Origin of the sequence: Ideonella aquatica (assembly GCF_018069755.1) — a bacterium.
Taxonomy (GTDB): Bacteria; Pseudomonadota; Gammaproteobacteria; order Burkholderiales; family Burkholderiaceae_C; genus Ideonella; species Ideonella aquatica.
Genome location: NZ_JAGQDE010000027.1, coordinates 26,579 through 39,965 on the forward strand (window position 1 = coordinate 26,579; position 13,387 = coordinate 39,965).

The following is a 13,387-nucleotide window of genomic DNA, read 5'->3' on the forward strand; positions in this document are numbered from 1 at the left end:
CATGCTGCGCCTCACTTGATGCGCAGGGTGGACTGCAGCCAGACCACGGAGCCGGCGGTCTGACGGCCGGTGTCGGTCTGGTCGTAATCGGGGCTGAAGCCTCGTGCAGTGACGATGATGGACTTGGTGCCCGGAACCGCGGTGCTCCACTCGGCCAGGCATTGCGGCGTGGTTGTCGGTGTGAAGCTGCTGTCGGCCGAGGCCAGCACGCTGCCAGGGACCTTGACGGCCTCGACCGCCGCACCGCCCTGCCACGTGGCAAAGGTCTGCCAGTAGGGATCGCCCGGCGATGCTGCGTGGATGGTGAATCCGCCCAGCCAGTCCTTGGAGTCGCGCTCGACCTGGGTTTCGCAGAAACGCAGCGCCAGTTGGGCCGCTTGCTGGGCCAGCGTATGCAGGCGAGCGTTGTTCGAGACCACGTCGGAGGTGAGCGAGCTGCGCATCACGGCGGCCGACGCCAGGCCGATGACGACCAGCATCACCAGGGCAATGATCAGCGTCACGCCGCGCTGGCGGGATGCAAGGTGCAAGGAAGAGGCGCCGCGGCGGCGCGCAAACTGGGTGGGCTTCACAGGTTGGCCTTCAGGCGGTTGTGCAGCAGCACGGTCGATCGGAAGGCCCGGTACATGCGCTTGTCGGCGGGCGTGACCTGCGTATCGCTGCAGTCGTAGTAGGGCGTCTTGTCGTCCATGACCTCGTCACTGCTCATCACGACCACGCACAGCCGGACGGCAACCACGTTGGCCATGTTCACGTTCGATGCCTTGCCGTAGTAAGCCACCGTCACCGGGTTGGCCGTGAGGCTGGTGCTGATGCCGTACAGCACCTGCAGGTCGGCGATGTTCTCGACCAGGGTCTGGGGCGTGCCACCGCCACTGCCGCGGCAAAACAGCGCACCGCGCCCATCGACGCCGTTGCTGATGTAGAAGGTGCTGGTGTTCAGGTAGTAGGCATTGGTCCCGGTACCGATGATGGTCAGGGCGTTGCCCAGGCAGTCCAGCGGCACGCCGGCGGAAGCGATCGAGTTGGCCACGTCTGCCTCGTAGGCCACCGACACTGCGTCCTTCAGCGCATCGTTGCCGGTCACGTCGGCGCAGGCGAGCGCGCCAATGGCGGCGGTCACGTCCTTGAAGCTGCTGTCGCAACCCATCACCGCGGCGCCCGCGTAGACGCGCTGGAAGCCGTCCGTGGTCACGCCCACGGGGCGGCTGTAGCCGGCCTGGGCCACGTGGGTGCGCAACACCCCGAGCGCGGCGCTGGCGTCTTCGGTCATCTGGGTCAGGGCGCGCGTGTGGCGGCTGCTGACCGAGATCGCGAAGTAGCCCGCCAGCAGCGCAGCCACGACCATCATCCCGACCATCAAGGACACCATCAGCTCCACCAGCGTGAAGCCGCCCTGGCCCGAGCTGCGGCGCATGTCCGTGGTCCTCATCACAATGCCACCCGGAAGTACATGCAGCGGGGCTGCGGATTGATATCCCTGAACCCTGGCGGACAGTTCTTGGCGTTCAAGCTGTCGATATCCTGGAAGGCGCCCACCGACAGGGCTGACGGATCCAGCCAGGCCACCCAGACATCCACCGCCCCGCCAGCCGCGTCCTGGGCTCCGGCGTCGTAGCGCACGTAGCCGGTACCGGAGGGCAGCGCGTGCAACAGCGCCCGTCGCCACTGCGCCATGTCCTGATTGGCCAGCTCCTGGGGCTGGCAATTCAGCGGCAAAGCACAGTTCACCAGCGCCGGCTCCGGCGGCGGGCTGACGAAGGCGTCGGTGTGGTCGTACATGCTGGCTCGGGCGGCTCCGACGTTGGCCTTCATGCGGTCGGCGATGTCCGAGGCCATCAGGCTGGCCACGGCGCGGATCTCGCTGGCCTTGCCCAGCCGGGTGGCGGACGCCAGCAGGCCGCCCATGGCCACGACGCCCAGCGAAACCACCAGGATGGACACCAGCACCTCGATCAATGAAGCGCCCCGCTGGCGATGGGCTGTCGACGCAATCAGGCGCATGCCACCGCTCCCTTGAAAAGTGCCACCCGGCCCTGCCGGTTCACGCAGATCGTGCGCGCCGAGCGATCGGATCCGCTGTTCGGGGCGAAACGCACCCAGGATTGGGCGTCGCTGGGCAGCGCGGCGCCGTCGGTGCGCAGCAGGATGCCGGTGCGCGCCACGGTCAGCGACTGGGCACTGCCCTCGGCCGACTTGAGACCGGCCGGCCCGGAAAACACCCGCAGGACGGGCTCGTCGGTCTCGCGGACACCGTTGTTGTTGTAGTCGATGAAGCTGATCCAGCCCTGGCTCCAGGTCTTGCTTCCTGAGCACTGGGCGTCGGCCGTGTCGAGGTTCTTGCCGGCACAGACTGAGACCTCGACCAAGCGCTTCATCGCCTCGCTGCGCGCCTGGCGCAACGACGAGACCAGCTCCTCGGCCTGTGACTCGGCGATTCGGCCACCCACGAAATCCCGCATGAAGGGCACGGCGGACACCACCAGGATGGCCAGCACGACCAGCGTGACGGCCAGCTCGATGACAGTGAATCCCCGGCCCGTGTGGGGAGCCGGTGACCCTGGACGGATTGCGACGCATCTCATACCGCCATTGTCGGTCGGGTGCCGCGGGCCTTGACGCGAGCGCCGGACAAAAGGCCCCCGGACGGCGACGAACGGTCATACCGAACCCGCACAGGGCAGCACCCGGGACAGCAGGCGCAGCCGGCCCGGCTTGTTGACGCAGGCCCGGCGGGCACCGACCACGTCCGGCGCCGCCGGATCGCTGCCCTCGGGGACGAAGTCGATGTGGGAGGCGGCATTCAGCGAAATCCCGGTGGGCATGAAGCTGATGCGCCGCAGCGTGGCCAGCACCCGCGGTGGATGGGGCGGGGGCTGGATGGCCTGCAGCAGCAGGTCGTTCGGCTCCAGCCGCCCGCGCTGCGCCCGGTCGACGAACACCAGCCAGCCGGCGCTCCATTCCAGGCTGTTGGCGCACACCGCGGCGGCGTCGCCGGCCTGGGGATCGCGCGGGCAGACGGTCACCACCTCGGCGCGGGCCATGGCTTCGGCGCGCGCGCGGGCCAGCGCCGACACCATGCCCTCGACCGCGTGGTCAACGCTGCGAGCGCGCAGCATCTGTTGCGCCGGCTGCACGGCCGCCGAGGCCAGGATGGTCAGTACCGCCAGGCTGATCAGCAGCTCCAGCAGGCCGAAACCCGCACCCACGCGAGCGCGCCGACGCTGGTGCAGACCACGTGAACACCTCATGGACGTCTCCCTGGATCGCGCCATCGACTGCAGCGCTGGCACCCGGTGCCGAGGTCGGCGTTGGGGGTGCACCGCGATCCTGCACCGAGCGCGGCCGCGCGTCCCTCCCTCTGAAGGGGGGACAATCGCCGCGCAACCCCGTTACCGATGCACGCTGCAGACCTCGACGCCCTCCACCTTGGCCAGGCCCTGGCGCTGGCCCGGCACGCCATTGGCCTGAGCGAGCCCAATCCGCGTGTGGGCTGCGTGCTGGTGGCGCCGGATGGCCGCCAGGTCATTGGCGAAGGTTTCACCCAGCAAGCCGGCGGTCCGCATGCCGAGGTGATGGCCTTGCGCGACGCCCAGACCCGCGCTCAGTCCACCCGCGGCGCCACCGCCTATGTCACGTTGGAGCCCTGCGCCCACCACGGCCGCACCCCCCCCTGCTGCGATGCCTTGGTGGCGGCTGGCGTGGCCCGCGTGGTGGCAGCCGTGGGCGATCCCAACCCGCTGGTCAATGGCCAGGGCATGGCCCGGCTGGCTGCCGCCGGGATCCGCGCCGAGTGGGGCCCGGCCGAGCTGGCCGAGCAGGCGCGGGAGTTGAACATCGGCTTCTTCTCGCGGATGCAGCGCGGCCGACCCTGGGTGCGGATGAAGATGGCCAGCTCGCTGGACGGCCGCACCGCCCTGGCCGATGGCCGCAGCCAGTGGATCACCGGGGCGGCTGCGCGTGCCGACGGCCACGCCTGGCGCGCCCGCGCCGGCGTGGTGCTGTGCGGCGTGGGCACCGTGCTGGCCGACGATCCGCGGCTGGATGTGCGCGAGGTGGCGATCGCCCGCCAGCCCCTGCGGGCGATCGTCGACACCCGGCTGCAGACGCCCCCCCAGGCGCGGCTGTTCGCCGCGGGCGGCTCGCCGGTGCGCCTCTACACCGCCAGCGCCGACAGCGCCGCCGCCCAGGCCCTGCGCGAGCGCGGCGCCACGCTGGTGCCCTGCCCGCTGGTGGACGGCCGCATTGATCTGGCCGCGGTGCTGGCCGACCTGCACGCGCTGGCCTGCAATGAGCTGCACCTGGAGTGCGGCCCCACGCTGGCCGGCGCCTGGCTGCAAGGCGGCTGGGTCGACGAGTTGCTGCTGTACCAGGCGCCGGTGCTGCTCGGGCCAGGCCGGCCACTGGCGCAACTGGCGGCGCTGCCCGGCCTGGACACCGCCATGCGCTGGCGGTTTCATGAGCTCACCAGGGTCGGAGACGACCTGCGCCTGCGCCTGCGCCGCTGACGCCTACAATCCGGGCGATGCCGATTTCCCCTGTTCCCGAGCTGGTCGCCGAACTGGCGGCCGGTCGCATGGTGGTCCTCGTTGACGAGGAAGACCGCGAAAACGAAGGCGACCTGGTCATGGCCGCCGACCATGTCACGCCTGAGGCGATCAACTTCATGGCCCGCTTCGGGCGTGGACTGATCTGCCTGACGCTCACCCGCGAACGCTGCGAACGCCTGCGCCTGCCGCCGATGACGGCGCGCAACGGCACCTCGCACGGCACCGCCTTCACGGTGTCGATCGAGGCCGCCGAGGGCGTCACCACCGGCATCAGCGCCGCCGACCGCGCCCGCACCGTGCAGGCCGCGGTGGCCCGCGATGCGCGCGCCTCCGACCTGGTGCAGCCGGGCCACATCTTCCCGCTGCAGGCCCAGGACGGCGGCGTGCTGATGCGCGCCGGTCACACCGAGGCCGGCTGCGACCTGGCCGCGATGGCCGGCCTGAGCCCCGCCGCCGTGATCTGCGAGATCATGAACGACGACGGCAGCATGGCCCGTCTGCCCGACCTGGAAATCTTTGCCAAGACCCATGGCCTGAAGATCGGCACCATCGCCGACCTGATCACCCACCGCAGCCGCCACGAGACCCTGGTCACCCACGCCGGCCAGCGCCGCCTGACCACCGCCCAGGGCGAGTTCGATGCGCACATCTTCCGCGACCACTCCGGCGGCGTGCACCTGGCCCTGTCAGTGGGCCGCTGGGCGCCCGGCGACGAGGTGCTGGTGCGCGTGCACGAGCCCTTCACCGTGGTCGACCTGCTCGACCACGCCGGCAGCAACCGCCATTCCTGGGGCCTGCCGCAGGCCCTGGCGCGGCTGCAGCAGGCCGGCCAGGGCGTGGCGGTGCTGCTGAACTGCGGCCGCGAATCGGCCGACGGCCTGCTGGCACAGCTGCTGCCGCAGGACGCCGGCGCCGCACCGCGCCCCAGCGTGGACCTGCGCACCTATGGGGTGGGCGCGCAGATCCTGCGCGAGCTGGGCATCACCCGCATGAAGCTGCTCGGCAGCCCGCGCCGCATGCCCAGCATGACCGGCTTCGGGCTCGAAGTGAGCGGCTTTGTCGCTGCCGACTGAACACGAGGATTTCATGCAAGGCGCCAACCAGGGCCAAGCCGGATCGCTCGACGGCCACGAGCTGTCGATCGCCATCGTCCGTGCCCGATTCAACGACGACATCACCCGCAAGCTGGCGGAAGCCTGCCTGGCCGAGCTGGCCACGCTGGGCGTGGCCGAGCGCCACATCGAATTGGTCACCGTCCCCGGTGCGCTGGAGGTGCCGGTGGCCCTGAAGGCCCTGGCCGACAGCGAGGACTTCGACGCGTTGATCGCGCTGGGATGCATCATCCGCGGCGAGACCTACCACTTCGAACTCGTGGCCAACGAGAGCGGTGCCGGTGTCACCCGGGTGTCGCTGGACCACCAGATCCCGATCGCCAACGCCATCCTCACCGTCGAGAACGAGGCCCAGGCCTGGGCTCGCGCCGAGGACAAGGGCCGCGATGCCGCCCGCGTGGCCGTCGAGATGGCCAACCTGCTGGACGCGCTGCCATGAGCGGCAAGAAAACCGGCGCCCGCGCGCCGCGCGACCCCGGTCACCAGCAGCACATTGCCGCGCGCCGCCAGGCCCGCGCCTATGCGCTGCAGGGGCTCTACCGCTGGCTGCTCAATGGCCAGGACCCGTCCACGCTGCTGCCCGAGGTGCGCGAGTTCGCGCTGCAGTCCATCATCGAGCGCCTGTCCACCCAGGGCAGCACCGAGCTGTCCACCGCGGACGAACCCAGTGTCGAGGACGTGCAGGCCCAGATCCGTCGCCAGGCCGAGGTCGAGTTCGAGACCTGCGATGCGGTTCACCTTGATGCCCTGCTGTCGGGCTGCATCGAGACCGCGCCGCAGCTCGACGAAACCCTGCGCCGCTATGTCGACCGGCCAACCGAGCAGCTCTCGCCGGTGGAACACGCCGCGCTGCTGATCGGTGCCTACGAGCTGGCCCACTGCGTGGACGTGCCCTACCGCGTGGCCATCAACGAGGCCGTCAACCTGGCCAAGGCCTTCGGCGGCACCGACGGCCACAAGTACGTCAACGGCGTGCTGGACAAGGCCGCCGCGCAGCTGCGTCCCGCCGAAGTGGCGGCCGCCCGCGGGGGCTGAACCCGTCTGACCGATGCGCTGGACCCTGCCTTTCCTGCGCAAACGGCCGACGCCGGCTGATGCGGTGGACTCGGGCTTCGAGTCCACCGTGGTCGAAGACCTGCCCGCGGCCTTGCGATCGGCCAGTGCCACGGCAGCCTTGGCCGCGGTCGATCCGGCCAGCAACCAGGCCTCGATCGGCCATGTCGGCCGCTACACGCTGCGCTCGGTGCTGGGCGAAGGCGGCCTGGGCACCGTCTATGCCGCCTGGGATCCGCTGCTGTCGCGTGCGGTCGCGGTCAAGACCCTGCACCTGCCGGCCTCGGCCGCGGGCGATTACGGCAGCTCGCTCGACGACCTGATCCTCAACGAGGCCCGCGCCGCTGCGCGCCTGTCGCACCCGCACATCGTCACCGTCTTCGATGCCGGCCCGTCCGAGCAGGGCGTCTACATCGCGATGGAGCCGCTGCGCGGACGGGACCTGCGCCACCTGCTGCGCGAACAGTGGCAGCCCAGCCTGCTGGAGATCGCCCACCTGGTGCGCCGCGTGGCCGACGCCCTGGCCTACGCGCATGGCAAGGGCGTGATCCACTGCGACATCAAGCCCGCCAACATCTTCATGGTCGGCCGCAAGCTGCCCAAGGTGCTCGACTTCGGCATTGCGCGGGTGGCCCACCGCGACGTGCCGGCGGTCGAGGGCCCGCTCGCCGGCTCGCCCTACTACCTGGCGCCTGAACAACTGGCGGGCGCCGCGGTGGATCGCCGCTGTGACGTCTACTCACTGGGCGTGGTGATGTTCGAGCTGCTCACCGGGCAGCGGCCCTACACCGGCGCAACGATCGAGGAAATCCACCGCGCCGTGCGCGAAGCCCCGCTGCCGCTGGCGCGCCGGCTCAATGCCAAGGTGCCGGCAGCGCTGTCGGCGATCGCCGCGCGCGCCATGGCCCGCCGCCCCGAAGACCGCTACCCATCGGCCCGCCACATGGCCATGGACCTGCGCCACTGGCTGGAGTCGCCCGAGGCTGCCGCACTGGGCGAAACCCAGGACCAGCAGCGCCGTCGTCTGCTGGTGCTGGCCGGCCTGTCACTCGGCGCCGCGGGTGTGGCGGCCGGCCTGCAAGCCTGGTGGACCTCGCAGCGCCCGGCCCCCACCATCGGCCCGGGCCGGCTGACCACCGAGGCCGCCCAGGCCAGCCCGCCGCCAGGCATCGTGGTGCCGCCTGCACCCGCACCCGCGTCGGCCACCGTCGCGTCCAGCCCGTCGGCCGACGCCGAGGCACTGGCCAAGGCAGCCGAGCCCACGCCACGCAAACCACCGTGGGTCAAGCCCAAGGCCGTCGAGACCACCGCATCGGCACCGCCGCCACCCGCCCCACCCGCCAAGGGCCGGGTGCAGCTGGCCATCACCCCCTGGGGCGAGGTCGAGGTCGATGGCCGTCCGGTGGGCGTGGCGCCACCGCTGCGCCACCTGGACCTGCCGGCCGGCCCGCACACCATCACCGTGCGCAATGGCGAGGCACCGCCGCAGGTGCGTCAAGTCGAGGTCGACCCGGCCCAGCCTTCCACCCTGAAGTTCCGTTTCTGATGACTCCTCTTGCCCCGTTGCGCACCGTCCTGGCCGCCCTGCTGTGCGTCTGGCTGGCCGCCTGCAGCACGCCACCCACCGGGGTGGCCGAGGTGCTCGACCGTCCGGCCGAACGCCAACTGATCGCCGGCCTGCGCCTCTATGACGACGCCCAGTATCCCGAGGCCGAAGCCGCGCTGCAGGAGGCCCTGCGCCTGAGCCTGGCCAGCCCGCGCGACCGGGCCTCGGCGCACAAGACGCTGGCCTTCATCTTGTGCACCAGCCAGCGTGAAGCCGAGTGCGAGGCCGCCTTCCGTGCCGCCCGCGCCGCCGATCCGCAGTTCCAACTGGGCAAGTCCGAGGCCGGCCACCCGCTGTGGGGCCCGGTGTACCAGCGCAGCCTGCGCTGAGAACGTCCATGTTCGAGTGGCCCGTGCGCGTCTACTGGGAGGACACCGATGCCGGTGGCATCGTGTTCTACGCCAACTACCTGAAGTTCATGGAGCGCGCCCGCACCGAATGGCTGCGCCAGCTGAACATCCATCAGCAGGCCCTGGCCGAGCAGCAGGGCCTGATCTTTGTGGTGACGGATGCCCAGTTGCGCTACCTCGCCTCGGCCCGGCTGGACGACGCGCTGCAGGTCAGCGTCGAGCCCGTCGAGATCGGCCGCTCCCGGCTGCGCCTGCGCCAGCGCTGCCGACTCGGCGACCAGTGGCTGTGCGACGGCACGATCAGCGTGGCCTGCATCGACCGCGCCCAGCACCGGCCGCGCCGCATTCCCACCGACATCCTTGCCCGCCTGCAGCCGCAGGCCGACCTCACCGAATGAACCAGGACCTGTCCATCGTTTCCCTCGTGCTCCACGCCAGCTGGGTCGTCCAGCTGGTGGTGGCCGGCCTGCTGCTGATCTCGCTGGCCAGCTGGACCGTGATCTTCGCCAAGCTGGTGGGCCTGGGGCGCGTGCGCCGCGGCAACGACCAGTTCGAGCAGGAGTTCTGGTCCGGCAAGAACCTCACCGACCTGTACCAGGCGGCCGGCACACGGCCGGACACCTCGCCGATGGAGCGCCTGTTCGCCAGCGGCATGCGCGAGTTCATGAAGCTGCGCGAGCGCCGCCTGGACACCGCCGCCCAACTCGACGGCGCCCGCCGCGCGATGAAGGCCAGCCTGCAGCGCGAGCTCGACGCGATTGAAGGTAACCTGGGCTTCCTGGCCTCGGTGGGCTCGGTCAGCCCCTACGTGGGCCTGTTCGGCACGGTGTGGGGAATCATGCATGCCTTCGTCGGCCTGTCGAACCTGCAGCAGGTGACGCTGGCCACGGTGGCGCCAGGCATCGCCGAGGCGCTGGTGGCCACCGCGATCGGCCTGTTCGCGGCGATCCCGGCCGTGATCGGCTACAACCGCTTCGCCCGCGAGATCGACCGCATCGCCATCCAGCTCGAGAGCTTCACCGAGGAGTTCTCCAACATCCTGCAGCGCAACGTGTCCGCCCCGCCGGCGGGCGCCACGCGCTGAGCCCGCCATGCCTGGCGTGATGTCCCGTGGCGGTGGGCGCCGACGCCGCTCGATGAACGAGATCAACATGGTCCCGTTCATCGACGTGATGCTGGTGCTGCTGATCATCTTCATGGTCACCGCCCCGATGATCACCACCGGCGTGGTCGACCTGCCCAGCGTGGGCAAGGCCAAACAGCGCCCCAGCTCGGTGATCGAGGTGGTGGTGGCCGGCGACGAGAAGCTGAAGATCAAGGTCGACAGCGGCGAGCCCGCCGCGATCGCCCTGCCCCAGCTGGCCGCCCGCGTGCGCGAGGCCCAGCAGGGTCGCGATGACGTGCCGGTCGTGATCTCGGCCGACCGCCAGGTCAGGTACGAGAGCGTGGTGCGCGTGATGGACACGCTGCAGCGCGCCGGCGTGCAGCGTGTGGGTCTGTCGGTGCGCTCGGGAGCCTGACATGGTGCCCCCACGCTCACTGTCGTTCGCTGCCCCCCGAGGGGGCGCTCAGTGGCTTCGGGCGGCCGGGCGCCACTGGCCTATGACACCCCCACGCTCACTGTCGTTCGCTGCCCCCCAAGGGGGCGCTCAGTGGCTTCGGGCGGCCGGGCGCCACTGGCCTATGACACCCCTACGCTCACTGCCGTTCGCTGCCCCCCAAGGGGGCGCTCAGTGGCTTCGGGCGGCCGGGCGCCACTGAGATGGCCTCCCTGGGTCTGCCCCCGCCGCTGATGGTGCCGCGCGAGTCGCTGCGCCCGCCCAGCGCCGACAGCCCGCGCGCCGGGCTGGCGATGTCGGCGCTGGCGCATGCCGGGCTGCTGGCGGCCCTGGCCCTGGGTGTGCAGTGGCGCACCGAGGAGCCCACCGCCGTCAGCGCCGAGTTGTGGGCCGCGGTGCCGCAGATCGCCGCCCCCGCCCGGCCCGAGCCGGCCGAAGCGCCCGAGCCCACGCCGCCACCGCGCCCGGTGGTCACGCCCCCGGCGCCGCCCCCGGCGGCAGAGCGCGAAGCCGACATCGCGATCGAGAAGGCCCGCCGGCTGCGCGAGGAGAAGGCCCGCCAGGAGGCCGAGGACCAGCGCCGCAAGGAGCGCGAGCAGAAAGCCCAGCAGGACAAGGCGCAGCAGGAGAAAGCCGAGCGCGACAAGGCCGACAGGCTCGAAGCCCAGCGCAAGGAAAAGGCCGCCGAGGCCCAGCGCGAGAAACTGCGCCAGGAGCAGATGCGGCGCATGGCCGAGCAGTTGGGCGGTGGCCCCTCCGGCACGGGTGCGCCCGGCAGCACCGGCACCGCCGCGCGCGACGCCGGGCCATCGGCCAACTATGCCGGGCGCATCGTGGCCCGGATCAAGCCCAATATCGTGCTCACCGACGAGGTGATGGGCAACCCCCGCGCCGAGGTCGAGTTGCGCGTGGGCCCCGATGGCAGCATCATCGGGCGGCGCATCAGCCAGAGCAGCGGATCCAAGGTCTGGGACGAGGCGGTGCTGCGCGCGGTCGACCGCACCGGCATACTGCCCCGCGACACCGATGGCCGCGTGCCCTCCACCATCGTGGTCGGATTCCGGCCCCGCGACTGACACCCATGGACGACTTTGCCACCCGCGTTGAAGCCCTGCGTCCGCAGCTGATGCGCTACGCCCGCAGCCAGCTGCGCCATGAAGCCTGGGCCGAGGACGCAGTGCAGGACACGCTGCTGGCGGCGCTGGAGAAACCCCAATCCTTCACCGGCCAGTCGCAGCTGCGCACCTGGCTGGTGGGCATCCTCAAGCACAAGCTGGTCGACCAGCTGCGCCGCCAGCACCGCGAGGCCGCCCTGCCTGGTGACGACGACGAGACCGACCTGGACGAGCTGCTCTTCGACGCCTCCGGACATTGGCTCGAAGCGCCGGCCGACTGGCCCTGCGTGCCCGAATCGGCGCTGGGTCAGCGCCAGTTCCTGACCGTGCTCGATGCCTGCGTCGAGAAGCTGCCCGCGGTGCAGGGCCGGGTGTTCCTGATGCGCGAATGGCTGGAGCTCGACAGCGACGAGGTCTGCCAGACGCTGGAGATCACCCCATCGAACCTGTGGGTGCTGCTGCACCGGGCGCGTCTGCGCCTGCGTGAGTGCCTGCAACAGCAATGGTTCGGCCAGGAGCTGGCCGTGAAGGGCGCCCGATGAAACCCTGGCTGACCTGCCGGCAGGCCACCAGCCTGACCCTGCTGAGCCAGGACCGCTCGCTGTCCTGGCTGCAGCGCCTGCAGTGGCGAGCCCACCTGGCGATGTGCGACGCCTGCGCGCGCTTCTCGAAGCAGCAGGACCTGATCCGGGGCGCGATGGGCCCCTGGCGCGCTTACCGCGACAACGAACGGCCCGGCGAGGACGAGCGGGCCGACTGAGCCGCCGCGCGCCGGACCTGCGCCGCGGCCGGCTTTACCGCCTTGCCCTCGTCAATGTAGGCGTTGACCCGCTGCGGGATCACGTTGATGCTGCTGCCGTCGGCGAAGTAGTAGGTCTCGGCCTCGAGCACGCCGATGGCCTTGCCGTTGATGGCGATCGGCTGCCACACGCGGCGGCGCAGCTGGCTGCCCGCCGTGCGCTCGGTGACCAGGTTGTCGCCGTCGAGATACCACGCGCTCAGCGGACTGCGCTGCTCCGTGCCGTCCGACAGGAAGCGCTGCACCCGCTCGCCCGTGCCATCTCGGTAGAGGTGGAAGTAGAACGGGTTCATCGACTTCTCGAAGATCGCCGACTCCCAGATCCGGGCATTGGCACTGCCTGTGCCCCAGGCCGCGCCACCCACCGGCTTGATCACCGCTTGGGACCAGACCGCCTGAGGCACGCCGCCGGACATGTCGGCCGACATCCACTGCTCCATGCCCCGGCTGTCCGCCGTGGTCAGGCGCAGATAGCCCCGTTGCCCTCCAGCAGGCAGGGCAAACGACAACCAGCCATCCGCGCTGATGGCGTAAGGAAGGGTCACCCCCGTCGTGGCAAAGCTGAGCTGGCCACTTCCAAAGCTCACCACCTCCACCGGCAGCACCATGCCGACCTGATTGCCAGGCACCACCGAACCTGGCGCCGCCGACAGACCCGCCAGGGACACGCCGGGCACCAGGTCGCTGAGCGAGGCCGTCGAGGCTAAGGACCGATGAACCATGGGAATACCCTGGTCCGCCACGAAACCGCCCCAGCTGACCACCTTGCCAGCGTCGCAGCCATCGAGGATGGTGTCGGTGCCGGCGTAGGACATCTCCGACAAGCCCTTGCCGGGCTTTCCGCTGCGCACCCGGGTGCCGATCTGCTGCGTCTCGCGCCGGATGCGTGCTGGCAAGCCGTCGCAGTCGCCCACACCGTCGTATTCAGTCTGGACGGGCACATCGAGTGTGATCACCTGGAAGCCGCCGATCGAGCTCACGCCCCCCTGCCCACGCCCCAAGTCGCTCACCACCGAGGCCCGGGTGCCGCCGGACCGGAGTTCGACCAGCAAGGCCTCGGATCGGCCATGACCGCGCTCGGCCACGTAGGCCACCGGCGTGGCGGCGAGCGCACCGCCTGCGGCCAGCACCGCCACAAGTCCCACGGCCGGCCAGGCGAAGCAGCGAAACATTGTCAACATCAGGGCATTCCTTTAGAGAGGGCCGCGGCCCCCAGGGCCGCACAAGGTGGCCGGCAGTCTAA

At 70.7% G+C, this 13,387-nt stretch carries 18 protein-coding genes; 12 read left to right on the forward strand and 6 right to left on the reverse strand.

Annotation, left to right across the window (positions count from 1 at the left end; genetic code table 11):
• Positions 1-11 precede the first annotated feature (11 nt).
• The 5 genes from KAK06_RS20555 to KAK06_RS20575 all read right to left on the reverse strand — a co-directional run bounded on the left by KAK06_RS20555 (position 12) and on the right by KAK06_RS20575 (position 3,251).
• A complete protein-coding gene (locus KAK06_RS20555) occupies positions 12-530 on the reverse strand; it encodes a pilus assembly PilX family protein (protein WP_210804045.1) in 519 nt (172 codons plus the stop codon).
• 38 nt (positions 531-568) lie between these two features.
• On the reverse strand, positions 569-1,432 hold the full coding sequence (locus tag KAK06_RS20560; protein ID WP_210804066.1) for a PilW family protein: 864 nt from the start codon (positions 1,430-1,432) through the stop codon (positions 569-571).
• Positions 1,432-2,004, reverse strand: coding sequence for a type IV pilus modification protein PilV (pilV, locus tag KAK06_RS20565; protein ID WP_259373644.1), 573 nt, complete (start codon positions 2,002-2,004; stop codon positions 1,432-1,434). Before pilV ends, KAK06_RS20560 begins: the two co-directional genes overlap by 1 nt.
• The gene (locus tag KAK06_RS20570) at positions 1,995-2,585 is read right to left on the reverse strand and encodes a GspH/FimT family pseudopilin (protein WP_210804067.1); all 591 of its coding nucleotides are present in this window, start codon (positions 2,583-2,585) and stop codon (positions 1,995-1,997) included. The genes pilV and KAK06_RS20570 overlap by 10 nt, the downstream gene beginning before the upstream one ends.
• 75 nt (positions 2,586-2,660) lie before the next feature.
• On the reverse strand, positions 2,661-3,251 hold the full coding sequence (locus tag KAK06_RS20575; RefSeq protein ID WP_210804068.1) for a type II secretion system protein: 591 nt from the start codon (positions 3,249-3,251) through the stop codon (positions 2,661-2,663).
• Positions 3,252-3,398: 147 nt separating this feature from the next.
• Between KAK06_RS20575 and ribD the strand changes: the two genes are divergently transcribed.
• The 12 genes from ribD (at position 3,399) to KAK06_RS20635 (ending at position 12,105) form a co-directional block, all read left to right on the forward strand.
• Positions 3,399-4,508, forward strand: a complete 1,110-nt coding sequence (gene ribD / locus KAK06_RS20580) for a bifunctional diaminohydroxyphosphoribosylaminopyrimidine deaminase/5-amino-6-(5-phosphoribosylamino)uracil reductase RibD (protein WP_210804047.1) — start codon at positions 3,399-3,401, stop codon at positions 4,506-4,508.
• Between the two features lie 17 nt (positions 4,509-4,525).
• A complete protein-coding gene (gene ribBA, locus KAK06_RS20585) occupies positions 4,526-5,623 on the forward strand; it encodes a bifunctional 3,4-dihydroxy-2-butanone-4-phosphate synthase/GTP cyclohydrolase II (protein WP_210804048.1) in 1,098 nt (365 codons plus the stop codon).
• Positions 5,624-5,636: 13 nt separating this feature from the next.
• Complete coding sequence (gene ribH, locus KAK06_RS20590) at positions 5,637-6,101, forward strand: 6,7-dimethyl-8-ribityllumazine synthase (protein WP_210804049.1); 465 nt, start codon at positions 5,637-5,639, stop codon at positions 6,099-6,101.
• Positions 6,098-6,697 carry a transcription antitermination factor NusB gene (gene nusB / locus KAK06_RS20595; protein WP_210804050.1) on the forward strand — a complete coding sequence of 200 codons (600 nt, stop codon included), beginning with the start codon at positions 6,098-6,100 and terminating at the stop codon, positions 6,695-6,697. The genes ribH and nusB overlap by 4 nt, the downstream gene beginning before the upstream one ends.
• Positions 6,698-6,710: 13 nt before the next feature.
• Entirely contained in the window at positions 6,711-8,261 is a 1,551-nt protein-coding gene (locus KAK06_RS20600; RefSeq protein WP_210804051.1) for a serine/threonine-protein kinase, read from the forward strand.
• Positions 8,261-8,650 carry a TssQ family T6SS-associated lipoprotein gene (locus KAK06_RS20605; protein ID WP_210804052.1) on the forward strand — a complete coding sequence of 130 codons (390 nt, stop codon included), beginning with the start codon at positions 8,261-8,263 and terminating at the stop codon, positions 8,648-8,650. Before KAK06_RS20600 ends, KAK06_RS20605 begins: the two co-directional genes overlap by 1 nt.
• Before the next feature lie 8 nt (positions 8,651-8,658).
• On the forward strand, positions 8,659-9,069 hold the full coding sequence (ybgC, locus tag KAK06_RS20610) for a tol-pal system-associated acyl-CoA thioesterase (protein ID WP_210804053.1): 411 nt from the start codon (positions 8,659-8,661) through the stop codon (positions 9,067-9,069).
• Positions 9,066-9,755 (forward strand): protein TolQ, encoded by a 690-nt coding sequence (tolQ, locus tag KAK06_RS20615; protein WP_210804054.1) that lies wholly within the window; start codon positions 9,066-9,068, stop codon positions 9,753-9,755. Before ybgC ends, tolQ begins: the two co-directional genes overlap by 4 nt.
• 7 nt (positions 9,756-9,762) lie before the next feature.
• Positions 9,763-10,191, forward strand: coding sequence for a protein TolR (gene tolR / locus KAK06_RS20620; protein WP_210804055.1), 429 nt, complete (start codon positions 9,763-9,765; stop codon positions 10,189-10,191).
• 242 nt (positions 10,192-10,433) lie between these two features.
• Positions 10,434-11,306 (forward strand): cell envelope integrity protein TolA, encoded by an 873-nt coding sequence (gene tolA, locus KAK06_RS20625; RefSeq protein WP_247653019.1) that lies wholly within the window; start codon positions 10,434-10,436, stop codon positions 11,304-11,306.
• A 5-nt stretch (positions 11,307-11,311) separates the two neighbouring features.
• Positions 11,312-11,887, forward strand: coding sequence for a sigma-70 family RNA polymerase sigma factor (locus tag KAK06_RS20630; protein ID WP_210804056.1), 576 nt, complete (start codon positions 11,312-11,314; stop codon positions 11,885-11,887).
• A complete protein-coding gene (locus tag KAK06_RS20635) occupies positions 11,884-12,105 on the forward strand; it encodes an anti-sigma factor family protein (RefSeq protein ID WP_210804057.1) in 222 nt (73 codons plus the stop codon). The genes KAK06_RS20630 and KAK06_RS20635 overlap by 4 nt, the downstream gene beginning before the upstream one ends.
• Here KAK06_RS20635 and KAK06_RS20640 read toward each other — a convergent pair.
• Positions 12,060-13,316, reverse strand: a complete 1,257-nt coding sequence (locus KAK06_RS20640; protein ID WP_210804058.1) for a hypothetical protein — start codon at positions 13,314-13,316, stop codon at positions 12,060-12,062. The two genes, KAK06_RS20635 and KAK06_RS20640, sit on opposite strands and share 46 nt — an antisense overlap.
• Positions 13,317-13,387: the final 71 nt, after the last annotated feature.

What these genes read in the sequence shown, in the direction of transcription:
- tolA (WP_247653019.1), top strand. Translation starts at nt 10,434, where the DNA reads ATGGCCTCCCTGGGTCTGCCCCCGCCGCTGATGGTGCCGCGCGAGTCG.
- nusB (WP_210804050.1), top strand. Translation starts at nt 6,098, where the DNA reads ATGAGCGGCAAGAAAACCGGCGCCCGCGCGCCGCGCGACCCCGGTCAC.
- KAK06_RS20560 (WP_210804066.1), bottom strand. Translation starts at nt 1,432, where the DNA reads ATGAGGACCACGGACATGCGCCGCAGCTCGGGCCAGGGCGGCTTCACG.
- ribD (WP_210804047.1), top strand. Translation starts at nt 3,399, where the DNA reads ATGCACGCTGCAGACCTCGACGCCCTCCACCTTGGCCAGGCCCTGGCG.
- KAK06_RS20635 (WP_210804057.1), top strand. Translation starts at nt 11,884, where the DNA reads ATGAAACCCTGGCTGACCTGCCGGCAGGCCACCAGCCTGACCCTGCTG.
- tolR (WP_210804055.1), top strand. Translation starts at nt 9,763, where the DNA reads ATGCCTGGCGTGATGTCCCGTGGCGGTGGGCGCCGACGCCGCTCGATG.
- KAK06_RS20570 (WP_210804067.1), bottom strand. Translation starts at nt 2,585, where the DNA reads ATGAGATGCGTCGCAATCCGTCCAGGGTCACCGGCTCCCCACACGGGC.
- tolQ (WP_210804054.1), top strand. Translation starts at nt 9,066, where the DNA reads ATGAACCAGGACCTGTCCATCGTTTCCCTCGTGCTCCACGCCAGCTGG.
- KAK06_RS20640 (WP_210804058.1), bottom strand. Translation starts at nt 13,316, where the DNA reads ATGTTTCGCTGCTTCGCCTGGCCGGCCGTGGGACTTGTGGCGGTGCTG.
- ribH (WP_210804049.1), top strand. Translation starts at nt 5,637, where the DNA reads ATGCAAGGCGCCAACCAGGGCCAAGCCGGATCGCTCGACGGCCACGAG.
- pilV (WP_259373644.1), bottom strand. Translation starts at nt 2,004, where the DNA reads ATGCGCCTGATTGCGTCGACAGCCCATCGCCAGCGGGGCGCTTCATTG.
- KAK06_RS20575 (WP_210804068.1), bottom strand. Translation starts at nt 3,251, where the DNA reads ATGAGGTGTTCACGTGGTCTGCACCAGCGTCGGCGCGCTCGCGTGGGT.
- ribBA (WP_210804048.1), top strand. Translation starts at nt 4,526, where the DNA reads ATGCCGATTTCCCCTGTTCCCGAGCTGGTCGCCGAACTGGCGGCCGGT.
- KAK06_RS20605 (WP_210804052.1), top strand. Translation starts at nt 8,261, where the DNA reads ATGACTCCTCTTGCCCCGTTGCGCACCGTCCTGGCCGCCCTGCTGTGC.
- KAK06_RS20630 (WP_210804056.1), top strand. Translation starts at nt 11,312, where the DNA reads ATGGACGACTTTGCCACCCGCGTTGAAGCCCTGCGTCCGCAGCTGATG.
- ybgC (WP_210804053.1), top strand. Translation starts at nt 8,659, where the DNA reads ATGTTCGAGTGGCCCGTGCGCGTCTACTGGGAGGACACCGATGCCGGT.
- KAK06_RS20600 (WP_210804051.1), top strand. Translation starts at nt 6,711, where the DNA reads ATGCGCTGGACCCTGCCTTTCCTGCGCAAACGGCCGACGCCGGCTGAT.